The 19854-nt window shown below is 35.7% G+C and carries 20 protein-coding genes; 7 read left to right on the top strand and 13 right to left on the bottom strand.

Features of this window, described 5'->3' with window-relative positions; genetic code table 11:
• Positions 1-125 precede the first annotated feature (125 nt).
• The 9 genes from V6M85_RS04230 to V6M85_RS04190 all read right to left on the bottom strand — a co-directional run bounded on the left by V6M85_RS04230 (position 126) and on the right by V6M85_RS04190 (position 10057).
• Positions 126-1691: an acyl-CoA carboxylase subunit beta gene (locus V6M85_RS04230; RefSeq protein ID WP_338603393.1), complete on the bottom strand. Its 1566-nt coding sequence runs from the start codon at positions 1689-1691 to the stop codon at positions 126-128.
• A gap of 26 nt (positions 1692-1717) precedes the next feature.
• Positions 1718-2233 carry a biotin/lipoyl-containing protein gene (locus V6M85_RS04225; protein WP_422398117.1) on the bottom strand — a complete coding sequence of 172 codons (516 nt, stop codon included), beginning with the start codon at positions 2231-2233 and terminating at the stop codon, positions 1718-1720.
• The gene (locus V6M85_RS04220; RefSeq protein ID WP_338603387.1) at positions 2227-3759 is read right to left on the bottom strand and encodes an acetyl-CoA carboxylase biotin carboxylase subunit; all 1533 of its coding nucleotides are present in this window, start codon (positions 3757-3759) and stop codon (positions 2227-2229) included. The genes V6M85_RS04225 and V6M85_RS04220 overlap by 7 nt, the downstream gene beginning before the upstream one ends.
• A 446-nt stretch (positions 3760-4205) precedes the next feature.
• Positions 4206-5822 (bottom strand): ABC transporter permease subunit, encoded by a 1617-nt coding sequence (locus V6M85_RS04215; protein ID WP_338603384.1) that lies wholly within the window; start codon positions 5820-5822, stop codon positions 4206-4208.
• Complete coding sequence (locus V6M85_RS04210; RefSeq protein ID WP_338604591.1) at positions 5819-6562, bottom strand: ABC transporter ATP-binding protein; 744 nt, start codon at positions 6560-6562, stop codon at positions 5819-5821. Before V6M85_RS04210 ends, V6M85_RS04215 begins: the two co-directional genes overlap by 4 nt.
• Before the next feature lie 94 nt (positions 6563-6656).
• Positions 6657-6899 (bottom strand): hypothetical protein, encoded by a 243-nt coding sequence (locus tag V6M85_RS04205; protein WP_338603381.1) that lies wholly within the window; start codon positions 6897-6899, stop codon positions 6657-6659.
• A 35-nt stretch (positions 6900-6934) separates the two neighbouring features.
• Complete coding sequence (locus tag V6M85_RS04200; RefSeq protein WP_338603378.1) at positions 6935-7432, bottom strand: 3-isopropylmalate dehydratase small subunit; 498 nt, start codon at positions 7430-7432, stop codon at positions 6935-6937.
• A gap of 1 nt (position 7433) precedes the next feature.
• Positions 7434-8681, bottom strand: a complete 1248-nt coding sequence (locus V6M85_RS04195; protein WP_338603375.1) for a 3-isopropylmalate dehydratase large subunit — start codon at positions 8679-8681, stop codon at positions 7434-7436.
• A gap of 59 nt (positions 8682-8740) precedes the next feature.
• Entirely contained in the window at positions 8741-10057 is a 1317-nt protein-coding gene (locus V6M85_RS04190) for a deoxyribodipyrimidine photo-lyase (RefSeq protein ID WP_338603372.1), read from the bottom strand.
• A gap of 326 nt (positions 10058-10383) precedes the next feature.
• Here V6M85_RS04190 and V6M85_RS04185 point away from each other — a divergent pair, with 326 nt between their 5' ends.
• Positions 10384-12219, top strand: a complete 1836-nt coding sequence (locus tag V6M85_RS04185) for a glycoside hydrolase family 15 protein (RefSeq protein ID WP_338603370.1) — start codon at positions 10384-10386, stop codon at positions 12217-12219.
• Positions 12220-12305: 86 nt separating this feature from the next.
• Complete coding sequence (locus tag V6M85_RS04180; protein WP_338603368.1) at positions 12306-12701, top strand: helix-turn-helix domain-containing protein; 396 nt, start codon at positions 12306-12308, stop codon at positions 12699-12701.
• Between the two features lie 20 nt (positions 12702-12721).
• On the opposite strand, the gene V6M85_RS04175 is transcribed toward V6M85_RS04180, so the two are convergent.
• Complete coding sequence (locus tag V6M85_RS04175; RefSeq protein WP_338603366.1) at positions 12722-13018, bottom strand: winged helix-turn-helix domain-containing protein; 297 nt, start codon at positions 13016-13018, stop codon at positions 12722-12724.
• 143 nt (positions 13019-13161) lie between these two features.
• On the opposite strand from V6M85_RS04175, the gene V6M85_RS04170 reads away from it, so the two are divergent.
• The 5 genes from V6M85_RS04170 (at position 13162) to V6M85_RS04150 (ending at position 16901) form a co-directional block, all read left to right on the top strand.
• Entirely contained in the window at positions 13162-13893 is a 732-nt protein-coding gene (locus V6M85_RS04170; protein WP_338603363.1) for a ParA family protein, read from the top strand.
• Between the two features lie 124 nt (positions 13894-14017).
• On the top strand, positions 14018-14212 hold the full coding sequence (locus V6M85_RS04165) for a DUF3311 domain-containing protein (protein WP_338603360.1): 195 nt from the start codon (positions 14018-14020) through the stop codon (positions 14210-14212).
• Positions 14213-14217: 5 nt separating this feature from the next.
• Entirely contained in the window at positions 14218-15732 is a 1515-nt protein-coding gene (locus V6M85_RS04160; RefSeq protein WP_338603357.1) for a sodium:solute symporter, read from the top strand.
• Positions 15733-15910: 178 nt separating this feature from the next.
• Positions 15911-16654, top strand: coding sequence for an NAD-dependent protein deacetylase (gene cobB / locus V6M85_RS04155; protein ID WP_338603354.1), 744 nt, complete (start codon positions 15911-15913; stop codon positions 16652-16654).
• Between the two features lie 34 nt (positions 16655-16688).
• On the top strand, positions 16689-16901 hold the full coding sequence (locus V6M85_RS04150; RefSeq protein ID WP_338603352.1) for a hypothetical protein: 213 nt from the start codon (positions 16689-16691) through the stop codon (positions 16899-16901).
• 19 nt (positions 16902-16920) lie between these two features.
• On the opposite strand, the gene V6M85_RS04145 is transcribed toward V6M85_RS04150, so the two are convergent.
• Genes V6M85_RS04145 through thrS form a run of 3 tightly spaced genes read right to left on the bottom strand, consistent with a single transcriptional unit; the run spans position 16921 to position 19815 of the window.
• Positions 16921-17634 carry an NDP-sugar synthase gene (locus V6M85_RS04145; RefSeq protein WP_338604588.1) on the bottom strand — a complete coding sequence of 238 codons (714 nt, stop codon included), beginning with the start codon at positions 17632-17634 and terminating at the stop codon, positions 16921-16923.
• A gap of 44 nt (positions 17635-17678) precedes the next feature.
• Positions 17679-18143 carry a methylated-DNA--[protein]-cysteine S-methyltransferase gene (locus V6M85_RS04140; RefSeq protein ID WP_338603350.1) on the bottom strand — a complete coding sequence of 155 codons (465 nt, stop codon included), beginning with the start codon at positions 18141-18143 and terminating at the stop codon, positions 17679-17681.
• A gap of 34 nt (positions 18144-18177) precedes the next feature.
• Complete coding sequence (gene thrS, locus V6M85_RS04135) at positions 18178-19815, bottom strand: threonine--tRNA ligase (RefSeq protein ID WP_338603342.1); 1638 nt, start codon at positions 19813-19815, stop codon at positions 18178-18180.
• Positions 19816-19854 lie beyond the last annotated feature (39 nt).

Raw genomic sequence — 19854 nt, 5'->3', positions numbered from 1 at the left:
TAAAAAGAGAAAATAGTGGTAATTTTTTCAAGGATAACATTTATTTGAGTAATTCTCAATCCCAGTTTTTCACGCATGCGAGACATAGTTAAAAAGAATATAAATGTTAGTCGTTAGCACTCTCTTCATAGTGGTATATTCCCATGTTTCTTAGGATATCTAAACTCTCTCTTGTTTTTTAGAATTTCTAGGGCTCTCGATATAATCTTTCTAGTATCTTTAGGCTCAATAACGTCGTCTATTAAACCTTTCTCTGCAGCCCAATAAGGATTAGCAAATAGTTTTCTGTATTCAGAGATTTTTTCCTTTAGTAGATCTTCTGGATTTTGTGCATTTTGTAGATCCTTCCTGTATAATATTCTTACAGCACCTTCTGGCCCAGTAACCGCTATTTCAGCCGAGGGCCAAGCGTATACTAAGTCAGCACCTAAACTCTTTATACTCATAGCAATATGAGCGCCACCATAAGACCTTCTCACAATAACTGTAATCTTCGGTACAGTTGCTTCTGCAAAGGCATATAACATTTTTGCACCGTGCCTTATTATCCCCCTATATTCTTGGTCGGTTCCCGGAACATACCCAGGGGTGTCTACCAGACTGATTAATGGTATGTTGAATGCATCGCAAAATCTAATAAATCTCGCTGCCTTATCTGCGGCATCAACATCTATAGCTCCTCCATAATACGCAGAATTATTAGCCACAATACCTACAACATTTCCGTTAATTCGTCCAAATCCCACAGTAATATTTTGCGCCCATAACTTATGTACCTCTAGAAATTCACCATTATCAACTAAGTTATATATTAGATCTCTTATATCAAATGGTTTCAATGGATCCGTTGGTACTATAGATTCCACTCCTTTTAGTTCTCTCTCACCTTGATCATTAGTATCCATATACGGAGGCTCTTCCATATTGTTTGAAGGCAAATAAGATAATAGCCTCTTAGCTATATTAATGGCATCTTGTTCATTTTCTGCCACGAAATGGACTACGCCAGATTTAGTTGCATGGACGATAGCACCACCTAAATCTTGATAACTTACCTCCTCACCGATTGACACTTTGGTTATCTCTGGTCCGGTAACAAACATGTAATAAGCATCGCCTTTTATCATGATTATGAAATCAGTTAATGCAGGAGAGTATACTGCGCCGCCGGCAGCGGGCCCTGCCATAATTGTAATTTGCGGAATTACTCCAGATGCCATTACGTTCATCTTAAATACCGCTCCATATCCCTCTAAAGATAACGCACCTTCTTGTATTCTCGCTCCTCCAGAATCATTTATCCCTATAACTGGTGCACCTACTTTTAACGCCAGCTCATATACTCTAACTATTTTACTAGCATGAGTCTCTCCTAGGCTTCCTCCTAATACTGTAAAGTCTTGGGCATAAGCAAAAACTTGCCTACCATCAATTTTTCCCCATCCTGTTATTACGCCGTCCCCATAGAATTTATTTAACCCAAATTCTGTTGACCTAGTAGTCGCAAAAGTAAGGATCTCACTAAACGATCCCTCATCAAAAAGTAGTTGAAGTCTTTCTCTAGCAGTCAGCTTTCCCTTACTATGTTGGAAGTTTACCTTTTCCTCTCCTCCCCCTTTATTTACTTTCTCCTTTAATACCTTAAGCTCTTCTATTAATTTATCCATAGGCGGTTTTTCATATAAAGCCATATGTTTCACCTCCAAGAGGGATACATTCACTTTATAACGATTAGAATATCACCTTTCTTAACGCCTTGACCTTCTTTCACTAAAATTTTCTGGACTATACCGCCTATTGGTGCTGAAATTACTGTTTCGGCTTTCATTGCCTCTATAGATAACAGTGGCTGTCCTTTATTTACTGCATCACCTTCTTTTACTCTAATTTTGACTACTCTTCCAAACAATGGGGATACTACCTCGCCCTCTTTACCTTTTATTACTTCTTCTACGCGTTCTCCCTCTTTTATGGGAATCTCGGTTATTCTATCTAGTCTTAAAAAATCTTGGTTGTTAAATACTAATGTACCATCTGACTCCATAATGACATAATATCTCTTACCATCAATTTCAAATAGATATTCATTTTCCCTAGTTCCGGGGCCTAGGTATTTAACTACGTACTCCTTATCTCCTATCTTAACTATATCAATATTGTTCTCAACTTTATCGTACGACACTAAGTGAACATCTCCTAATTCAGTGTGAACTCTAATTAGCTTCATCACCATAACACCCTTGGACTCGATTGAGAAATAATGCCATATGTCTTCCAGTTACTCTTCTGGCTATTTATAATAACCTTCTGTCTGTCCTCAACTTTCCTCCTCTTTAGTAATCCTCTGTTATATAACGATGCTACTATTGCAATTTGTGCCTCTTGTTCTTGCTTCAGTATATTTGTGAAATGATCTATCTTTTCAGAGATATACGCAGTAGTAAAGTTTCCTTCCCAAAAATCTGGATCTTGCAAGATCAATTTATACAAAGGTATTGTAGTTCTCACGCCACCTATTTTATAATCATTTAACGCTCTTAAACCAACCTGGATAGCGTAATCTCTACTCTGACCGTAGACTATTAACTTAGATACTAAAGGATCATAATATGGAGGGACCCACGTACCAGCTTCTATTCCACTATCAACTCTTATTCCGGGCCCTGTAGGCTCCTTATAGTACGTTATGTAGCCAGACTGTGGAGTGAAATTACTTAACGGATCTTCAGCATTGATCCTGAACTGTATTGCATGCCCTCTTATTCTCAGATCCTCTTGTGAAAATGGTAGATATTCGCCAGCTGCGAGTCTTATTTGTAATTTGACTAAGTCTATGCCAGTAATCAATTCGGTAACTGTATGTTCTACCTGCACTCTCTTGTTGATTTCTAAGAAGTAAAATTCACGAGTAATAGGTGAAAATACGAACTCCATTGTACCTAATGTAAAGTAATTGATTTCCTTTCCAAACCTGATTGAGGCTTCGATGATCTCTTTTCTCTCCTCATCAGTAATTGAAGGTGACGGTGCCTCCTCAATTAACTTCTGATTTCTTCTTTGAATCGTACATTCCCTTTCAAATGCTACCACGTAATTTCCGTACTTGTCTCCTATAAGTTGGGTTTCAATATGTTTTGGTTTTATAGCTGCCTTTTCTATATATATTTCCGCTCTGCCAAAGGCAGAATAAGCAAGCCTTTTACTTCTTTCAAAAGCCTCGGCTAGCTCATTTGGATTATCAACTCTTATTATACCTACGCCTGCACCACCTCCAGCAGCTTTTAGCATTATTGGATATCCTATTTCATTTGCTACCTTTAAGGCCTCATCTACACTCTCAATTGGTGTAAGGGGACCGGGAGATGTGGGTACGCCTGCCTTTCTTGCTATCATTTTTCCCTCTAATTTGTCTTTAATCCTATTCATTACCAATGAGGAAGGCCCTATGAATGTCATTCCCGCTTTTTCTACAGCTTCTACAAATTTAGCATTCTCAGAAAGAAAACCATAGCCTGGGTGAATGGCGTCTACATGTGCTTTTTCGGCAACGTCTATTATTCTTTCAATATTTAAATAACTCTCTAGTGCTGGAGGTGGACCTATCCAGTAAGCCTCATCTGCGTATTTCACATGCGGAGCATACTTATCAGCATCAGAATACACGGCAACGGCTTTCATCCCCATTTCCTTTATAGCTTTCATAACTCTTATTGCGATTTCTCCTCGATTAGCAACGAGAATTTTATTAAAAGGAGGCATGATATACTAATATAGTTGAACTGGTTTAAAAGTTTTTAACACTAGTATTTTGAGCCCTATGATTTTTTTAAAAATTTTTCATTACAAAGTCGTTTATATGCTCTAGCTTTCAATTTTTTAAAATAATTTACAGAGGTGCGGATAATAAGCTTCCTATAGCGGACAGAGAGTCTTGACTCTTTGCGGTAAACCTAAAAATTATCCTACAAAACTATTACTTCTAGTTTTTATTTGAAACAATAAGATTAAACCATCATAAAACGTGACTCAACTTAAGAGAGTTGTAACTCCGAATCGATAAGGGGAACTATGGTCGCTTCGTAGTGATGAGGAAGTCAGTTTGAAGTTCCGGCTATTGCGAAAATTTAAATATGATCAACGTTAGTTATAGTTGAGGATGACGAATCCGGGAACTGATAAGTGAGGAGATGCGCGAACGCTGAGTATTATGCTAGATAAATTCCCTCCTCTGCTATGTACTTCTCCCTGGCCAGATCTATCATTTTTCTGGTGAAGAATATTGAATATATTATTACCACTATTCCAAATAAGAGAGAATCCCATGAGGCAAGAGGTATGTTTCCATTTGCAGTAGCTACGGCTATACTCTTCATTATTCCATGTCTAACTTGAAGTGTATAATCATCATAAATGTTTTGCCAGTATTCTCCTATTGCTAGCCCTCCCCATGCACTATTAATAGTACTAGAAACACCGGCTATTATGTATGGAAAGGTAGAAGGTATTATGACATATCTCAGCTTTTGCCAAAAAGAGAAATTATAATTCTTCATTATTTCCCAATATTGATTAGGCATGTTCTTTATACCAAGCCAGTAACTGTAAAATACGTAATAGAAGGTAGAAATAAAACCTAAAAGTATTACATAGAACTCAGTCGTCCAGTCTCCAAACACATTATGAATAAAACTGATTGTGGCTATGAACAGTAGTGGAAAATAGGCTGGGGCGGGAAATGAGGCGTAAGTTTGTATTAAAGGTATTAATACTTTTTCTACTCTTTCATGGGTGACTATGAAATATCCTAAGAATATTGAGAAAACCAAACTAATAGCAGCTATGAAAATTACTCTTATATAATCTATTAATAGATTCAAGAGGTCATTAGGAGTAGTAGAAATTAAATAACGCCATACGCTTACTGGCACTGAAGATATAGTTGAAAATGCACCATAAATTATTAGTCCTAAGAATAGCACTGCAATTGAAATCCCTAAATACCTCCAAGGCAATGTTCTTCTAATTTCCTCTTCATCTGTAGTCCTACTTCTAATGATGCCAATTCTTGTCACATATTTAGATAGTTTGGTAAATGGTGCTATAGTATTAGATATTCTAGTAGTATATCTTACTCTTATTCTGCCTCTCCTAGTGACTTTTACCTCAGTATCTAGCCCATATCTTGATACGGTGTAGTTTGCAAATTGTCTCAGTAAGTACGTGAATAAACCTACAAAGATCGCAAGTATTCCCAGTCCCTCTAGAGCTAGTTTGTACTCTTGTAGCGCAGTGAATTCAGCTATTAACGCGCCTATACCAAATACATGATATCCAGTACTGCCTATGGAAAAAACCTCACTTACTGCAATGTAAAAGAAAGCATCAGCAAAACTAGGAATGAGATTTGCCGCAATTCTAGGCCAAGAATATGGAATGTACAATTTAGACATCTTACCCAAGAATCCAAATCTAAAATTTTCACTAACTTCTAAAAGATCGTTCGGGATAGTCTTGAAAGCTTGATATATTCCAATCCATATGTTCCACACAACTGCAGTGAAAACTAGGAAATCAACCGCAAGCTCTATTCCCAAATACCCTCCAATTCTGTATACGAAGAATATTAAAACTACGGGAAAGAACGAAATTACGGGAACAGATTCAAAAACCTCTATAAGTGAGATATAAATATTTTCGAAGGCTTTATTCTTTATTGCTAAATATCCCAGAAACCATCCAGTTACTATTGATAGACCTATTGTGAGAAATACTCTTCCTAACGAGGCTAATGAAGCTAACAACATTAAAAGGAGCTCATTCACATTTCTTCGCCTCTCTTCTTTATTGGAGTCAAAAGTGCGTAAAGCACATCAAGGTACTCTTGAAATTCTTCATCTTTAGGATTTCTAGGTCTTTCCAATTTAATTTCAACCTCTCCTATTATTGATGCGGGTCTGCCATTTAGAACATAAACTCTATCTGCTAATTCAACAACTTCACTGAGGTTATGAGAGACTAAAACTACGCTATGTAACGTAGTTGCCTCATTAAATAGCATTGAGTAAATTTCTTGTCTCAAACCTTCTGCAGTTAACTCATCTAAATGTGAAAAAGGCTCATCCATTAGTAGCACTAATGGATTTGCAGCCAGTGCTCTGGCTATTGCAATTCTTTGCCTCATACCTCCACTCATTTGTTTAGGGTAAAAATCCTCAAAGCCTTGAAGTCCTACTATTTCCAGCATATGCTTAGCTACTTTATTTTCTTCTTCTTTCGATAACTTTTTGTATTTTAGACCTAGTTTAACGTTCTCTAACGCAGTAAGCCAAGGAAAAGTAGCTATTGATTGGTGAATTAATGCTATTTTAGGGGTGGGCTCTGTGATTCTTTTCCCAAGTAGCCTGATTTCTCCCTTAAGCGGCTTAATAAATCCACCCAATACTCTTAATAATGTGGATTTGCCTACGCCAGATGGCCCAACTATTGCAATAAGTTCCCTATCCTTAGTATATAGATTAACATTTTCAAATACTAGATAACCATTAGGATAAGCATAAGCTATCTCCAAGGCCTCTAGGATTCTTCCAACAGCTTCACCGTCTTTCTTTCTTTTTATAAATTCTTAAAAGCTTTTCGACACATTTTTCGTATTGTTATTATGTTGTTAAATTATTTTTCCTATATCTCAATACAGTAATGATTTTTCTAATTTTCAATAATGATCGCATAATTATTAGCTCCACAAGAAAGATTAGGCAAAAATATATTACGTTAAAAGGTATTGAGTTCATGAGCTGATATACAGTATACCCATAGGTTATTCTCGTAACCTCTAAACCTATCTTGTAGTCAACAATTGTAAATGCCAGTGAGAGTAGACTGATAATAATCCACTTCACAAGTAATTCTATTTAAAAACTAAAAAATAAACTTTTTAGTTTCGGTTAACTGTCTGCATCTTTTTTAAATATTCCATTATGCCCCCAGATTGCAAGATCTCTAACGCCATACCAGTTATTCCCTTTCCCTTAAGGACCTTATTTCCTACTGTGATTTCACCAGTTTCGACATTAACCTTAACGTACGTATTTTCATTAATCTCCTTGGTAGCATTAGGTAACGTTATTACCGGCAAACCATTATTTATGGCATTTCTATAAAATATTCTAGCAAAAGATTCCGCAATAACAGCCTTAACTCCCGCAGCTTTTAGAGCTATAGCAGCTTGTTCTCTAGAAGAACCCATTCCAAATACTTTACCAGCAACTATTATAACGCCTTTTGACGCTTTCTTATAAAATTCCGGATCTAAAGGTTCCATAGCATGTTGGGCTAAATATTGTGGATCCGTGTATTTTAAGTACCTAGCAGGAATTATGATATCCGTATCTATTTTATCTCCAAATTTCATTACAGGGCCTTCAATTATCATTTCAGATCACCCTAGGATCAGTAATTTTACCCTCTATTGCACTAATTGCGGCAACAGCAGGACCAGATAAGTAAACCTTTGCATCATTACTTCCCATTCTTCCTTTAAAGTTCCTTGAGCTAGTTGAGACTATATTTTCACCAGGGCCAGCAATACCGAAATGCCCACCTAAACACGGACCGCATGTACCATATGTTACAATACATCCAGCATCCACTAATGTTTGTATGTATCCTCTCTCAAGAGCTTCTTTAAACATCCTATATGATGCTGGGATTGCGATGCACCTACTCTTAACCTTCTTTCCTTTCATAATCTTTGCAGCTATCTCAAAATCACTTAGCCTCCCATTTGTACAAGACCCTATGTAAACTTGATCTACTGGAGTTCCCTCTAATTCATTAACAACTTTCACGTTATCTACACTATGTGGCGCTGCTACTAATGGTTCCATTTTGTCTAATTGAATAGTATACTCATCGACGTATTTAGCACCCTCATCTGGGGTAACTAATTCTGGCTCATATCCTCTCATCTCCTTGATATACCTTTTGGTTTCTTGATCTGGTATAAACATCAGAGCATCAGCGTTCATTTCGATTCCCATATTTGATGTTGTAGCCCTATAATCCATTGGAAAGCTTAATGGCTCCTTAACGTAAATTTCTATAGACATGCCATTAAAGTAGTCAGCCTTAAAGTCACCTAATAATTTTAATGCTACATCCTTACCTGTTATCCATTTTGCTGGTTTGCCCTCCAGCACTACCTTAAATGGTTGTGGTACTACAAGCCAAGTTTTTCCAGTTATTACTGCAGCAGCTATATCACTAGCTCCCATACCTTGTGCAAAAGCTCCTACAGCACCAGAGGTGGTAGTGTGGCTATCTGCTGCTAAAATAACCTGACCGGGATTTGCATATTGTTCTATTAGTACCTCATGCAAGATTCCGTAATTTATATCATAGAAGTTTGGTATTCCTTCACTCTTTACGAACTTTCTTATATACCCTTGTATTTCGGCACTTCTCACATCGGGTGGTGGTGCTAGATGATCAAATGCTATTACTAGCTTATTTTTATCAAAAACCTTCATCATATTCGCTTTTTCCATTACTTCAATAACGTGATACCCAGTTAAATCGTGAAATGCAACTATATCGACCTTAGCTTCTATTACATCTCCAGGTGATACATCCTTCCCAGACGCTCTACTTAAAATTTTTTCCGTTAACGTTTTGTTAGACATCAGTTAAAGTTTAAAATATTAATAAATAAGCATTTCTTACGAATATCTAAACTTCAGCGTTATGGAGAATTCGAAAAAGGAACTTGTTTACATTTATCATAGAGCTTCTTTGCGAGATTAACTCTAATTCTCCAATCCACTATTGGCTTAGGGTAGTTCCTTAAATTATATTTATACGCGTTATGGATTATCTCTGGATTATAATCAGATAGTTCTTTTACCCACTTTTTAATGTATTTTGCGTCAGGATCATAAATTTTCTGCTGTTTCCAAGGATCAAATACTCTAAATATGTAATCAGTTCCTACGGAGGCTACCCATTGCCAGTTTCCATTATTAACTGCAGGATCGTAATCTATTAGCTTAGTTGCAAAATACTTTTCACCAATTCTCCAGTCAATTAGAAGAACCTTAACTAGAAAGAAAGCAGTTAACATCCTAACCCTATTATGCATATAGCCAGTGGAACTTAATTGTCTCATTCCCGCATCTATTATTGGATACCCTGTTCTTCCCTCAGTCCAAGCTTTAAATAAAACCTCATTGTTCTCCCATTCGATACATTTATATTCTTTCTTAAGTGGCTCGTAGAATACCCTTTCGTTGTAGTATGCTAATAAAGTATAAAAATCCCTCCAATAAAGTTGCCTAACTAGTTTTTGGTTATCACTCAAGGAGTGATAAACTTCTCTAACTGAGACTGTGCCAAATTTAAGATGAGGCGAAAGAAATGTTACGTTATCCTCAGCTGGATAATCCCTTCTATCATAGTTAATTCGCTTAGCCCTCTCAATTAATGCAATGCCCTCCTTTCTACCTCCTCTCCCTTCTCGTCTATTAGGTAACTCAACTTCATCTCCTACGGACTTTTTATAGTAATTAGTATAAGTATTTGTAAGAGGCTTTCTTATTTGTTTGTTCTTAACTGCATTATAAAAAGATGTAAAATTTCTATAGTTTTTAAAATCCTCTTTTGAAACGAGCAGGTAATCCTCGAAAGACCTTACAGCCTTATTGTTCTTTAAGCAATACTGGGTTATTATCTCATCTCTCATTTTGCTAAATGGTGTGTAATCCTCATTAAAATAAACGGCATCAATTATATCATCTTTGATTAAACCCTTAACAACTTCTTCAGCTATTCCATTATAAACGTGAAGTTTAGCTCCTCGCGCTTTTAGGTCTTCATTTAACTCATTTAGTGAATTAAACATAAAGTTAAGTGCAAAATCAGATTTGTATTCATTTTCGTCACCAACTTGCCTGAGATCTATTATAAAGGCCGGTATTACCTCATCGCATTCTTGTAAGGCTCTAATTAACCCTGTATTATCGTCCAATCTCAGATCTCTTCTGAAGATAAATAGGCATATCACTGGGTATAGTATGCTAGATCTTCACATAAAGATTTTTGTTAAAGAACATTTAACAAAAGGGATAAAGAGGATAATAATAAAGAAACACACGTATGATAAAACGGTGATCTTCAACTAAGGTCATTAAAGGTTCATTTTAAAATTTTATTCTAAATATCTAAAAGGGTTTGGGTCTCATTGAATCTCATATACTTTGTATTTAACCCTTGTAATGGGTATATTCTATGTTTAGCATAATAGCTAATGAATTGCCAACGTTAGTCTTTTTGACAATTCAATGGTAAGTTAAATATTGCTTATTAAGTACTGATTGAGAGAGAAATGTTATGACTAGGCACTTAATTATCGGTAATGGCACGTTAACCATGTTGTATGATAGTAGTTTTGCAATTAGAGAATTGTATTGGCCATTATCTACTTCTAATAATCTGCATAGATCAAGATTTGGAGTTTGGGTAAATGGTAAGTTCAGTTGGTTGCAAGATTTAAATCCTAAAATTAATTACGTTGATGATACTTTTGCAGTCTCCTCTACGTTCTCTTTCATGGATATCAATTTCTATCTAGAAGACGCAATCGACATGGCATATGATATTTGGATTAGAAAGGTTTCATTAAAAGGTGGCGATGATAAAGATGTCAGAATATTTATTTCATTTGATTTTCACGTTGGAGGTAATCCAGATGGTGATACAGCGCTTTTTGACCCATATTCTGAGGCTATGATACAATATAAGGGATCTAGATGGTTTTTAGTATCTTCCTCTATTCCATTTTATCAATATGCTACGGGGACTAAGGAGTATAAGGGACTCTTAGGTACGTGGAAGGATTGTGAGGATGGGGAACTTTCAGGTAATCCGATTTCTCAAGGCTCTGTGGATTTTGCCGTAAGTTTCAAAGCGTATAATGATTTCTACATTTGGTTAGTGGCTGGTAAAAACTACGATGAAATAAGGCGTTTAAACGATTATGTGAAAAAGAGAACCCCTCAATTATTACTGAAGAGGATTAAGGATTATTGGAAGGCGTGGTTAAGCAAGGTGGAGGATTATGGCGAGTATAGCTCAACCTTAAAGAAAAGTCTGCTAGTTCTCCAAGCGCATGCTCAAAATAACGGTGCAATAATAGCATCATTGGATACTGATATCCTGAGATTTAATAGGGACACTTATAATTATGTATGGCATAGAGATGCAGCATTCTGCATCACCGCTTTGGAATTGATGGGCTATTTTGATAAATCAAGACAATTTTTTGAATTTACTAAAAAACTTGTAACAATAAATAACGCTCTGTTCCATAAGTACACCGTGGATGGTCACTTTGGCTCCACATGGCATCCTTGGACTTTAGATTATTTGCCTATACAGGAAGATGAGAGCGCTTTATTCCTCTACGCACTTTGGTTCCACTTTTCTAAATGGAAAGATGTGGATTTTATAAAAACTTACTATAGACCCATGGTGAAAGGTATAGCCGACTTCCTAGTTAATTATAGGGATAAAGAAACTGGTTTACCACTTCCGTCCTTTGATTTGTGGGAGGAGAGGAGTGGAGTTCATTTTTACACCACTATAACCGTTATAGCAGGTCTAAAAGCTGCAGCTAATTTCGCAAAGTTTTTCGGAGAAGATGATATAGCATCTAAGTATGAGAGGGTCGCAAGGCAGATGTATCAATCGTTAGATTTCTTTTGGGTTGGCGACCATTACGCTAGAACATTGCAAATTAAAGATGGTAACATTTACAATGTAGATAAAACAATCGATTCAAGCACATTATTAGCGCCAATATTTGGTGTTATTCCTATAAATGATCCTCGATTTATCAAGAATTTGAACACCGTTGTCGAGAAATTAAACGTTAAAGGAGGATTAGCTAGATATGAAAACGATTTATATCTGAAAGAGGGTAGCAATCCAAATGTATGGTTTATATCAACATTATGGTTGTCTGAGGTTTACTCATTAATGGGTGAAAAGGAGAAAGCTAAGGAAAAAATAGATTGGGTAATTTCAAATTCACTTCCAACTGGAATAATTCCGGAACAGATTAGTGAAAGTGGCACTTATCCATCTGTTTCCCCCTTAGCGTGGAGTCATGCTGAACTGATAAGGGCTTTATATGCATTAAGAAATGGAACATTAAATCCTTTATAGTATTTTTAACTATTCTCTTTTATCATTATAAATTCGGTTTACAAGTTACCAAAAGTTTTTTAAGAGTTTTATGAAATCCTCTATTTATGCAAGGTAAAACTGAAATAAGCATGCCCGATGGTAGGACAGCTAATGTATTTAGCGTAATAGAATTTCTTTACGGTCTTACCGATAGAGACATAGAAATTTTAAAACTACTAATTAAATCTCAAACTCCATTAACAATGGAAGATATTTCTAAGGAGTTAAATATAACTAAATCTGTAGTGAATAAATCAATCCTAAATCTTGAGAAAAAAGGTATAATAATTAAGGAAAAAATGGATGTCTCTAAAAAAGGGAGGAGGGCGTATACTTATAGGACTGATTTCGAAAGTTTAAGTAAAAAAGTGATAAATGATTTAGATCAGTTAGTAAAAGGCTTAAAATCAAAAATAGCTGAACTAATGGGAGTTCAAATAGAAAAATCTGCTATTAAGTAAAAAAATTTTTAATTATTTGATTATTGTTGTTGCTTTATGGATAGTACTCCATTTATTTTCTCTCTTAATTGATCCATTTGCTTTCTCATATCGTTGAATTTTCGTATATCCTCTAATAGTTCCTCGCCTTTTTTAGTTAACATGTATTGTTTGCCTTCTTGTTTTATAATGTCTAGATCCATTAACATCTTTATGTATCTTCCGGTTAGAGCATAGCTTAGATTTGCACCATACATTATTCTTGTCTTTGGAGAACCAACCTTACAAGCTTCTAGTATGGCTTGTATGATTTCTAATTTGCTTCTTTTCTTGGCCATGTGAGATTTCTATACATTCTAACTTATAAACTTTTGCTTTATTCTCGCTGTATGACTAGTCTTTTATCTTTGGCATATCTTCACTTTTGCGTCTTGGCAAAAGTGCTAAACTATTTAATTTCAATAATCAAATATTTCTAAGAATGGAAAGACTAGATATAGTGAGCGTTAAAGGAGGTGTAGGGAAATCATTTATAGCTTATTTTTTGTCAAAAGCACTTAGCACTAATCATAAGATATTATTGGTTGATAAAGATTTAACATCTACACTAAGCAAGATATATAATATAAAAGGTAATTTGTTATCTTTTCTACTAGGAAATTCATTTTCATCAAACTATTTTAAATATGTAGACAATTTAACGGTAATTAATTTGGGCTGTAGTAGAAAAATAAGAATCGTAGAACCAGAGAAACTAGCTGAAGCGTACAGTAATTTCACGGATTACGATCTTATGATCGTCGACAATCCTCCAATACCATCAGATGTCTGTTTAGATAATGAGCTCGAAGCTTACTATATTTATCTTAACGAGAAGAAAATAGATTACAACGCAATTCTGGTTTTACCTCCTAATCAGATACTATTAGAAGAAAGCATAGCATTCATGAGGATATTTGAAGAATATATGAAAAATGAATTGACCGCCACCTTAGGGTGCGATTTAATCAGATTCAACATCTTGTCATCAGTGATAAATATGTATAATCCTAGACAAGAAATAGATATTAGTAAAATTGTTGATTTAACTGATAAAATAATTAAAATTCCATTTAAAAAAGAAGCAATTTATACTTCACTTAATGAACTACCTATGCCAAAAGAAATTAACCAACTAGCCGAGTACGTTCTATCTCAATTGTATAGAAGATAATTATCATCACAGTTTTCTTTTCATAATAATTAATACCTTTTCTTAAATGCTTTAATGTTTCAAGCAATAATATGAAAGAAAGAATTATATATGTGAATTTTGTGTCTCTAATTAGTGATCATTAGTGGTAAACGGTAGAACTATTTTAGCTGGAATATTAATTGTAATACCATTTATAGCATATTTTGCAATACCAACCTATAATAAAGTGGAACCGGACCTAGGAGGCCTACCGTACTTTTACTGGTATCAAACACTATGGCTTGCCATATCAACAATACTCTTTTCAATAGCTGCACTTCTTCTCGCTAGAAGGTGAGTAGGATGTTAGGGCTAGCTGGTATAATATCTTTCATAGTACTATTCGTAATATTCATTTTTCTTGGCTTTTACGGAGCTTATTGGAGAAAGGGAAATCTAGATTTACTTCATGAATGGGGATTAGCAGGAAGAAGATTAGGTACTATTCTGATTTGGTTCTTAATGGGTGCAGATCTATACACGGCTTATACTTTCATCGCAGTACCTTCTAGTCTTTACGCTAAAGGTGCTATATACTTTTTCGCAGTACCATATGTTTCCCTAACGTTCGCAATAGCTATGTTAACTATGCCAAGATTATGGGCAGTATCTAGAAATAGAGGCTATGTTACAGCCGCTGACTTCGTAAAAGATAGGTTTAACAGTAGAATCCTGGCTGTTCTAGTAGCCTTAACCGGAGTAGTTGCCGAGTTACCATATATAGCGTTGCAGATAGTAGGTATGAAGTCAGTTTTACAAATGATGCTTTTAGGTATGGGTAATGAAGCTCTAGTATCTGAAATTTCATTAATAATTGCCTTTATAATACTCGCAGCATTTACATATACTAGCGGACTTAGGGGTGCAGCGTTAACTGGGGTATTTAAAGATATACTAATTTGGATAACCGTTATATCTATAATTGTAATCGTACCACTACAGTATGGTGGATTTACACACGCCTTTAGTGTAATGAACTCAGCTCAATTAGCAAAATATAGCGTACTCCCAAGTAATTTACAACTAGCCTATTGGAGTCTATTTTTTGGCAGTGCGTTAGCGCTATATCTTTATCCACATGCCATAAATGGGTCATTAAGTGCAGACGACAAGAACAAGTTAATGTACAGTACAGCGTTATTACCGATTTACGGTATCGGCTTGGCCATAATAGCACTATTTGGCATTTTAGTTTTTGCAGTCCCCAGTGCGCTAAATGTAGTAACTAAATACGGTGGAGCTCTGGCTGTTCCCGCACTTGTAGTGTCAACCATGCCAGATTGGGCAGCTGGTATAATGCTGCTAGGTATATTTGTTGGCGGTTTAGTCCCAGCTGCCATAATGGCAATAGCATCTGCTAATCTACTAGTAAGGAATGTGATAAAGGAAGTTAAACCCAGTATTACTCCTAAAGGCGAGACTAGCCTAGCTAAATGGATATCTGCCGTTATAAAGTTTATAGCCCTAGCGTTCGTATTCTTAGTGCCTTCAACATATGCTATTAATCTACAATTATTAGGAGGAATAATTATAACACAGACTCTTCCGGCAGTATTTCTTGGACTGTATACTGACTGGTTTAATCCATGGGCGCTTACTGCCGGCTGGGCAACTGGTATGATAAGCGGAACATATATGTTTGCAACTTTTGGGCTACCTCGTGCTACAGCATTATATCCATCACCATTTGGGTTGTTATACGCTGCAATTACTGCATTAGCATTAAATCTAGTAGTTTCAGTGGTTGGTACGTTAATAGCTAGAGCTGCGGGATATAAGACTAAAAGTAACATATCAGCAGAAGAACTAAAGGGATGAAAATTTAATTTATTATTTTTTATTCAACTATTTTTCTCCTAATGAAATTTTAGCTCTTTTTGTCTGTAAGGGAGTAAAAGTCCCCATTCGTAAAGCTATGCCGAAACTAGATTATAGATTTTTTCTTCGAATTCACATACTGTTAGGCTTTATTACTTTCTAGTGAGAAGATTATAATATGGAGTATGAGAAGATAGCTGAGGAAATATTTTCATCAACTTATGGTATAGCCTTTACTGGGGCAGGAATTAGTACCGCCTCTGGAATACCCGATTTTAGAGGCCCCCAAGGATTGTGGAAGAAGTATTCCCCGGAACTCGCTACCATAGAGTACTTCGAAAAAGATCCTAAAGGTTTTTGGGAGTTTTACTCTCTAAGAATGAGGGGATTGTTTGATGCTCAACCAAATAAAGCTCATTATGCCTTGGCTGAATTAGAAAAAATGGGTCTAATAAAGGCTATAATAACTCAAAATATAGATGGTTTACATCAGAAAGCTGGATCTAGAAATGTTATAGAACTCCATGGGACTATGAGGAGATCATATTGTGCGTCTTGTTTAAAAGTTTATGATTCCTCACTAGTCTTGAAAATGGTAGAAAGTGGTAATATTCCACCTAAGTGTGAATGTGGGGGCATAATAAGACCAGACGTAGTTCTCTTTGGGGAACCCGTTAAGAACATATACGAAGCACTGAGCATAGCTTATGACTCTGATTTAGTTTTGTCTATTGGGTCATCATTAACAGTTTATCCAGCCAATTTAATTCCTCAAGTCGTGAAAGAGAGAGGAGGGAAATTGATAATTTTAAATATGGAAGAGACTCCCCTAGACAATGTAGCTGACTATGTAATAAGGGAACCTGTTGAAGTTTCTCTGCCTAAAATTGTTGATATTGTTAAGAGTAAATTAGTTTCATAGCTCTCACTATTATTTTTAAACTTATCCTAATATCATGGTGGAAGAAAAAGAGGATGAAGTAAAAATAATAAAGCAAATATTTTTAATAATAGAAGAAAACATACCGGATGACTGTAGGGAATTGGTAATAAGAAAGTTAAGGGATAAATTATTGAGGGACATAAAGGAGCTAGGCGTTAAAGAGACTATAAGAAAGTGGTTAGCTGAAGATAGTGAGGAAGATGGAGAAGTTACCTTAGTTTATTAATCAGGCGCGGGTTTGATCCTCACTTCTCAGTGCTCAGCCCACTCCTCATTTTTAATAAATCCTCTGAAGCCTCCTCTATATCTTTTATGGAATCTATTGATCTCCAATAGACATTATTATACTTGACTCCTAATAGTAAGGACTCTCGAGCCAGTTTGGGAAATGTGGTCTTCTCCATGTCGCCTTTCTCTGGTAAATACTTAAAGATTTTGTTGCTCATCATGTAAATTCCCGCATTTATCCAATAATTCTCTAGAATGGGCTTCTCCTTAAATTCTACTATTTTATCATCACGAGTCTCAACTATTCCATATGGACTTTTAAGAGGGACTAAAGACATGGCCATAACGCTTTCGCTTGTTAATCTCATCTTACTTATATCTAAGTTAGTAAGTATGTCTCCATTAGCAACTATGAATGCTTCCTCATCACTAAGTAGCTTTTCTACTTTCTTTAATGCTCCTCCAGTACCTAAAGGTTCCTCCTCTATTGAAAAGTAAGTCGAGATCCCTAATCTCCTTTCATTCTCACTTAACCACTTTACAAGAACCTCCCATTTATATCCGGTTAGTATTACAAAAGATGTTATTCCGAATTGTTTAAGCCACGAGATTTGCCACTCAATAATCGGTCTTCCAGCTATTTCAATTAAAGGTTTAGGTTTATCATCAGTTAAAGGTCTTAATCTTTTACCATAACCTCCAGCCAAAATTACCGCATGCATAAATAATATATCAGTATTAGTTTAATAAACATTTTCGTAACTTTTTCATGATCTTAGCTGGAATTATCGATAATATTAACACCTTCTAGTTCTAATAACGCCTTCTTTAAGTTAACTCCTCTAGAATATCCACCAAGTCCCTTTTCAGCAATTACTCTATGACACGGTATTATTAAAAGTACTGGATTTTTGGATAAAGCCATTCCTACTGCCCTAGGGGAAGTCCCTAGAGCATCGGCAATTTGTTTATAAGTCTTAACTTTACCCCACGGTATCTTCATAACCTCCTTAAACGTGGCTAACCTAAACGGATAAGTCTTTATGCTAATTGGCTCTCTTAGATCAACGGGCTTTCCTTCAAAATAAAGATCTAACTTATGAAAGAAATCAGTAAAACTGTTATCATCTCTAGATTCCTCTTCTACACAATTACAAAAATCTAACATTATAAATCCCTTATCGTCTTTGGCAACTGTGATATATCCTAAAGGGCTCTTATATAGACCGTAAACTATCACAAGAAGAAACTTAGATTCTTACACTAAAAAACTTTCACGACTTTAAAACTTTTATTGTACTTTGTTCGACGTTTCTCTGCGCGATCTCAACTTTTAACACCTCTAGGAACTTCTCAAATTTGATATTCCGAACCTCTACATTTCCCCTAGCTCTAATAGTTACAGTTCCTTCATTAGCTTCTTTTTTACCGACTATTAATATATAAGGTACACCTTGATCGTATGCACTCTTTATTCTCTTACTTAATGTTTCTCCTGCGTAATCTATCTCACATCTTATTCTATTTTTCCTTAATTCTCCTAGAACTCTTTCAGCATATTCGTTCACTTCATCAGTTATTGGAAGGACCTTTACCTGTATTGGGCTCAACCAAGTTGGCAATTTACCTTTGAAGTGTTCAAGAAGTATTGCAACAAACCTATCTATGGAACCATATATGGCTCTATGAACCATTACTGGTCTCTTCTTGCTTCCGTCCTTATCTATATACTCTAACTTAAACCTCTCGGGTAAATTGAAGTCAACTTGTATCGTAGATAACTGCCACCATCTGCCTAAGCTATCCCTTATCTCAAAATCGATCTTTGGTCCATAGAACGCACCCTCTTTTTCCTTAACGTCAAACTTCATCCCTAGTTCTTGCATTGCGCTCATTAATGCGTTAGTTGCTTTTTCCCATAATTCGTCAGAACCTATACTTTCATCTGGCCTTGTACTTAGATAAGCCTTAATATCTTCTCCCTTAAAACCGAATTTTTCCCATACTTCCAATGTTTTTCTAATAAGCATTTTTACCTCGTCTTTTATTTGATCTTCTCTAAGGAATATGTGCCCATCATCTTGTACAAAACCCCTAACTCTTAATAGTCCATACAATTCTCCCTTCTTTTCCCATCTATATACGTGTCCAAATTCTGAAAACCTTATTGGCAAGTCACGGTATGTCCTAGGTTTAGATTTATAGATTAGTATATGTGCAGGACAGTTCATTGGCTTAACTCCGTATTCGTCTCCTTCCATATTGAAGACTATGAGTTTGTCTCTATAAAGGGTATAATGACCAGATATTTTCCATAAATCGGTCTTATATACATGGCTAGTGTAAACTTCTTGATACCCCATGCTATCATTTATCTCTCTCATGAAATTGATCAGCTCGTTCCTAATTATCTGGCCCTTAGGATGAAATAATACTAATCCTGATCCAGCTTCTTCATGAAAGCTGAAGAGATCTAGTCTTTCACCAATTAGCCTATGATCAGTTTCCTCTGCTTTCTCTAACCAGTTTAAATAATCCTTTAGTTGCTCCTCAGTCTCAAATGCTACTCCTCTGATCCTAACGTATTGCTCGTTTGGATTAGGATGATGAGTTGATATGTTCAATATTTCGAAATATTTGGGATTTGCGTTCAATGGAATAGAAATTTGATTTTCAGCTATTGCAATCTTATTACCCTTATATATAATTTGACCATTCTCGATGCTCACATTTATCGCATTATCTTTAATAGCCTTCTTTACCTCATCTAGGGTAATACTAGTATCTGACTTTACGTCTACGTAGAAATCCCTTTCTCCCAATCCAACTGCCACTGGAGTGTATCCGCTATCTATTAGATTTACGGCTAAGATTATTGCACCTTTCAGCCACACTGGCTTATAATTTTCCATAAATATCGCTATTGTCACTTAACTTAAATCTTTAGCTGT

It is taken from the genome of Sulfolobus tengchongensis, assembly GCF_036967215.1.
Lineage (GTDB): Archaea > Thermoproteota > Thermoprotei_A > Sulfolobales > Sulfolobaceae > Saccharolobus > Saccharolobus tengchongensis_A.
The sequence above is the reverse complement of the archived record's forward strand: the minus strand, read 5'-3'. Positions and strand labels throughout refer to the sequence as shown.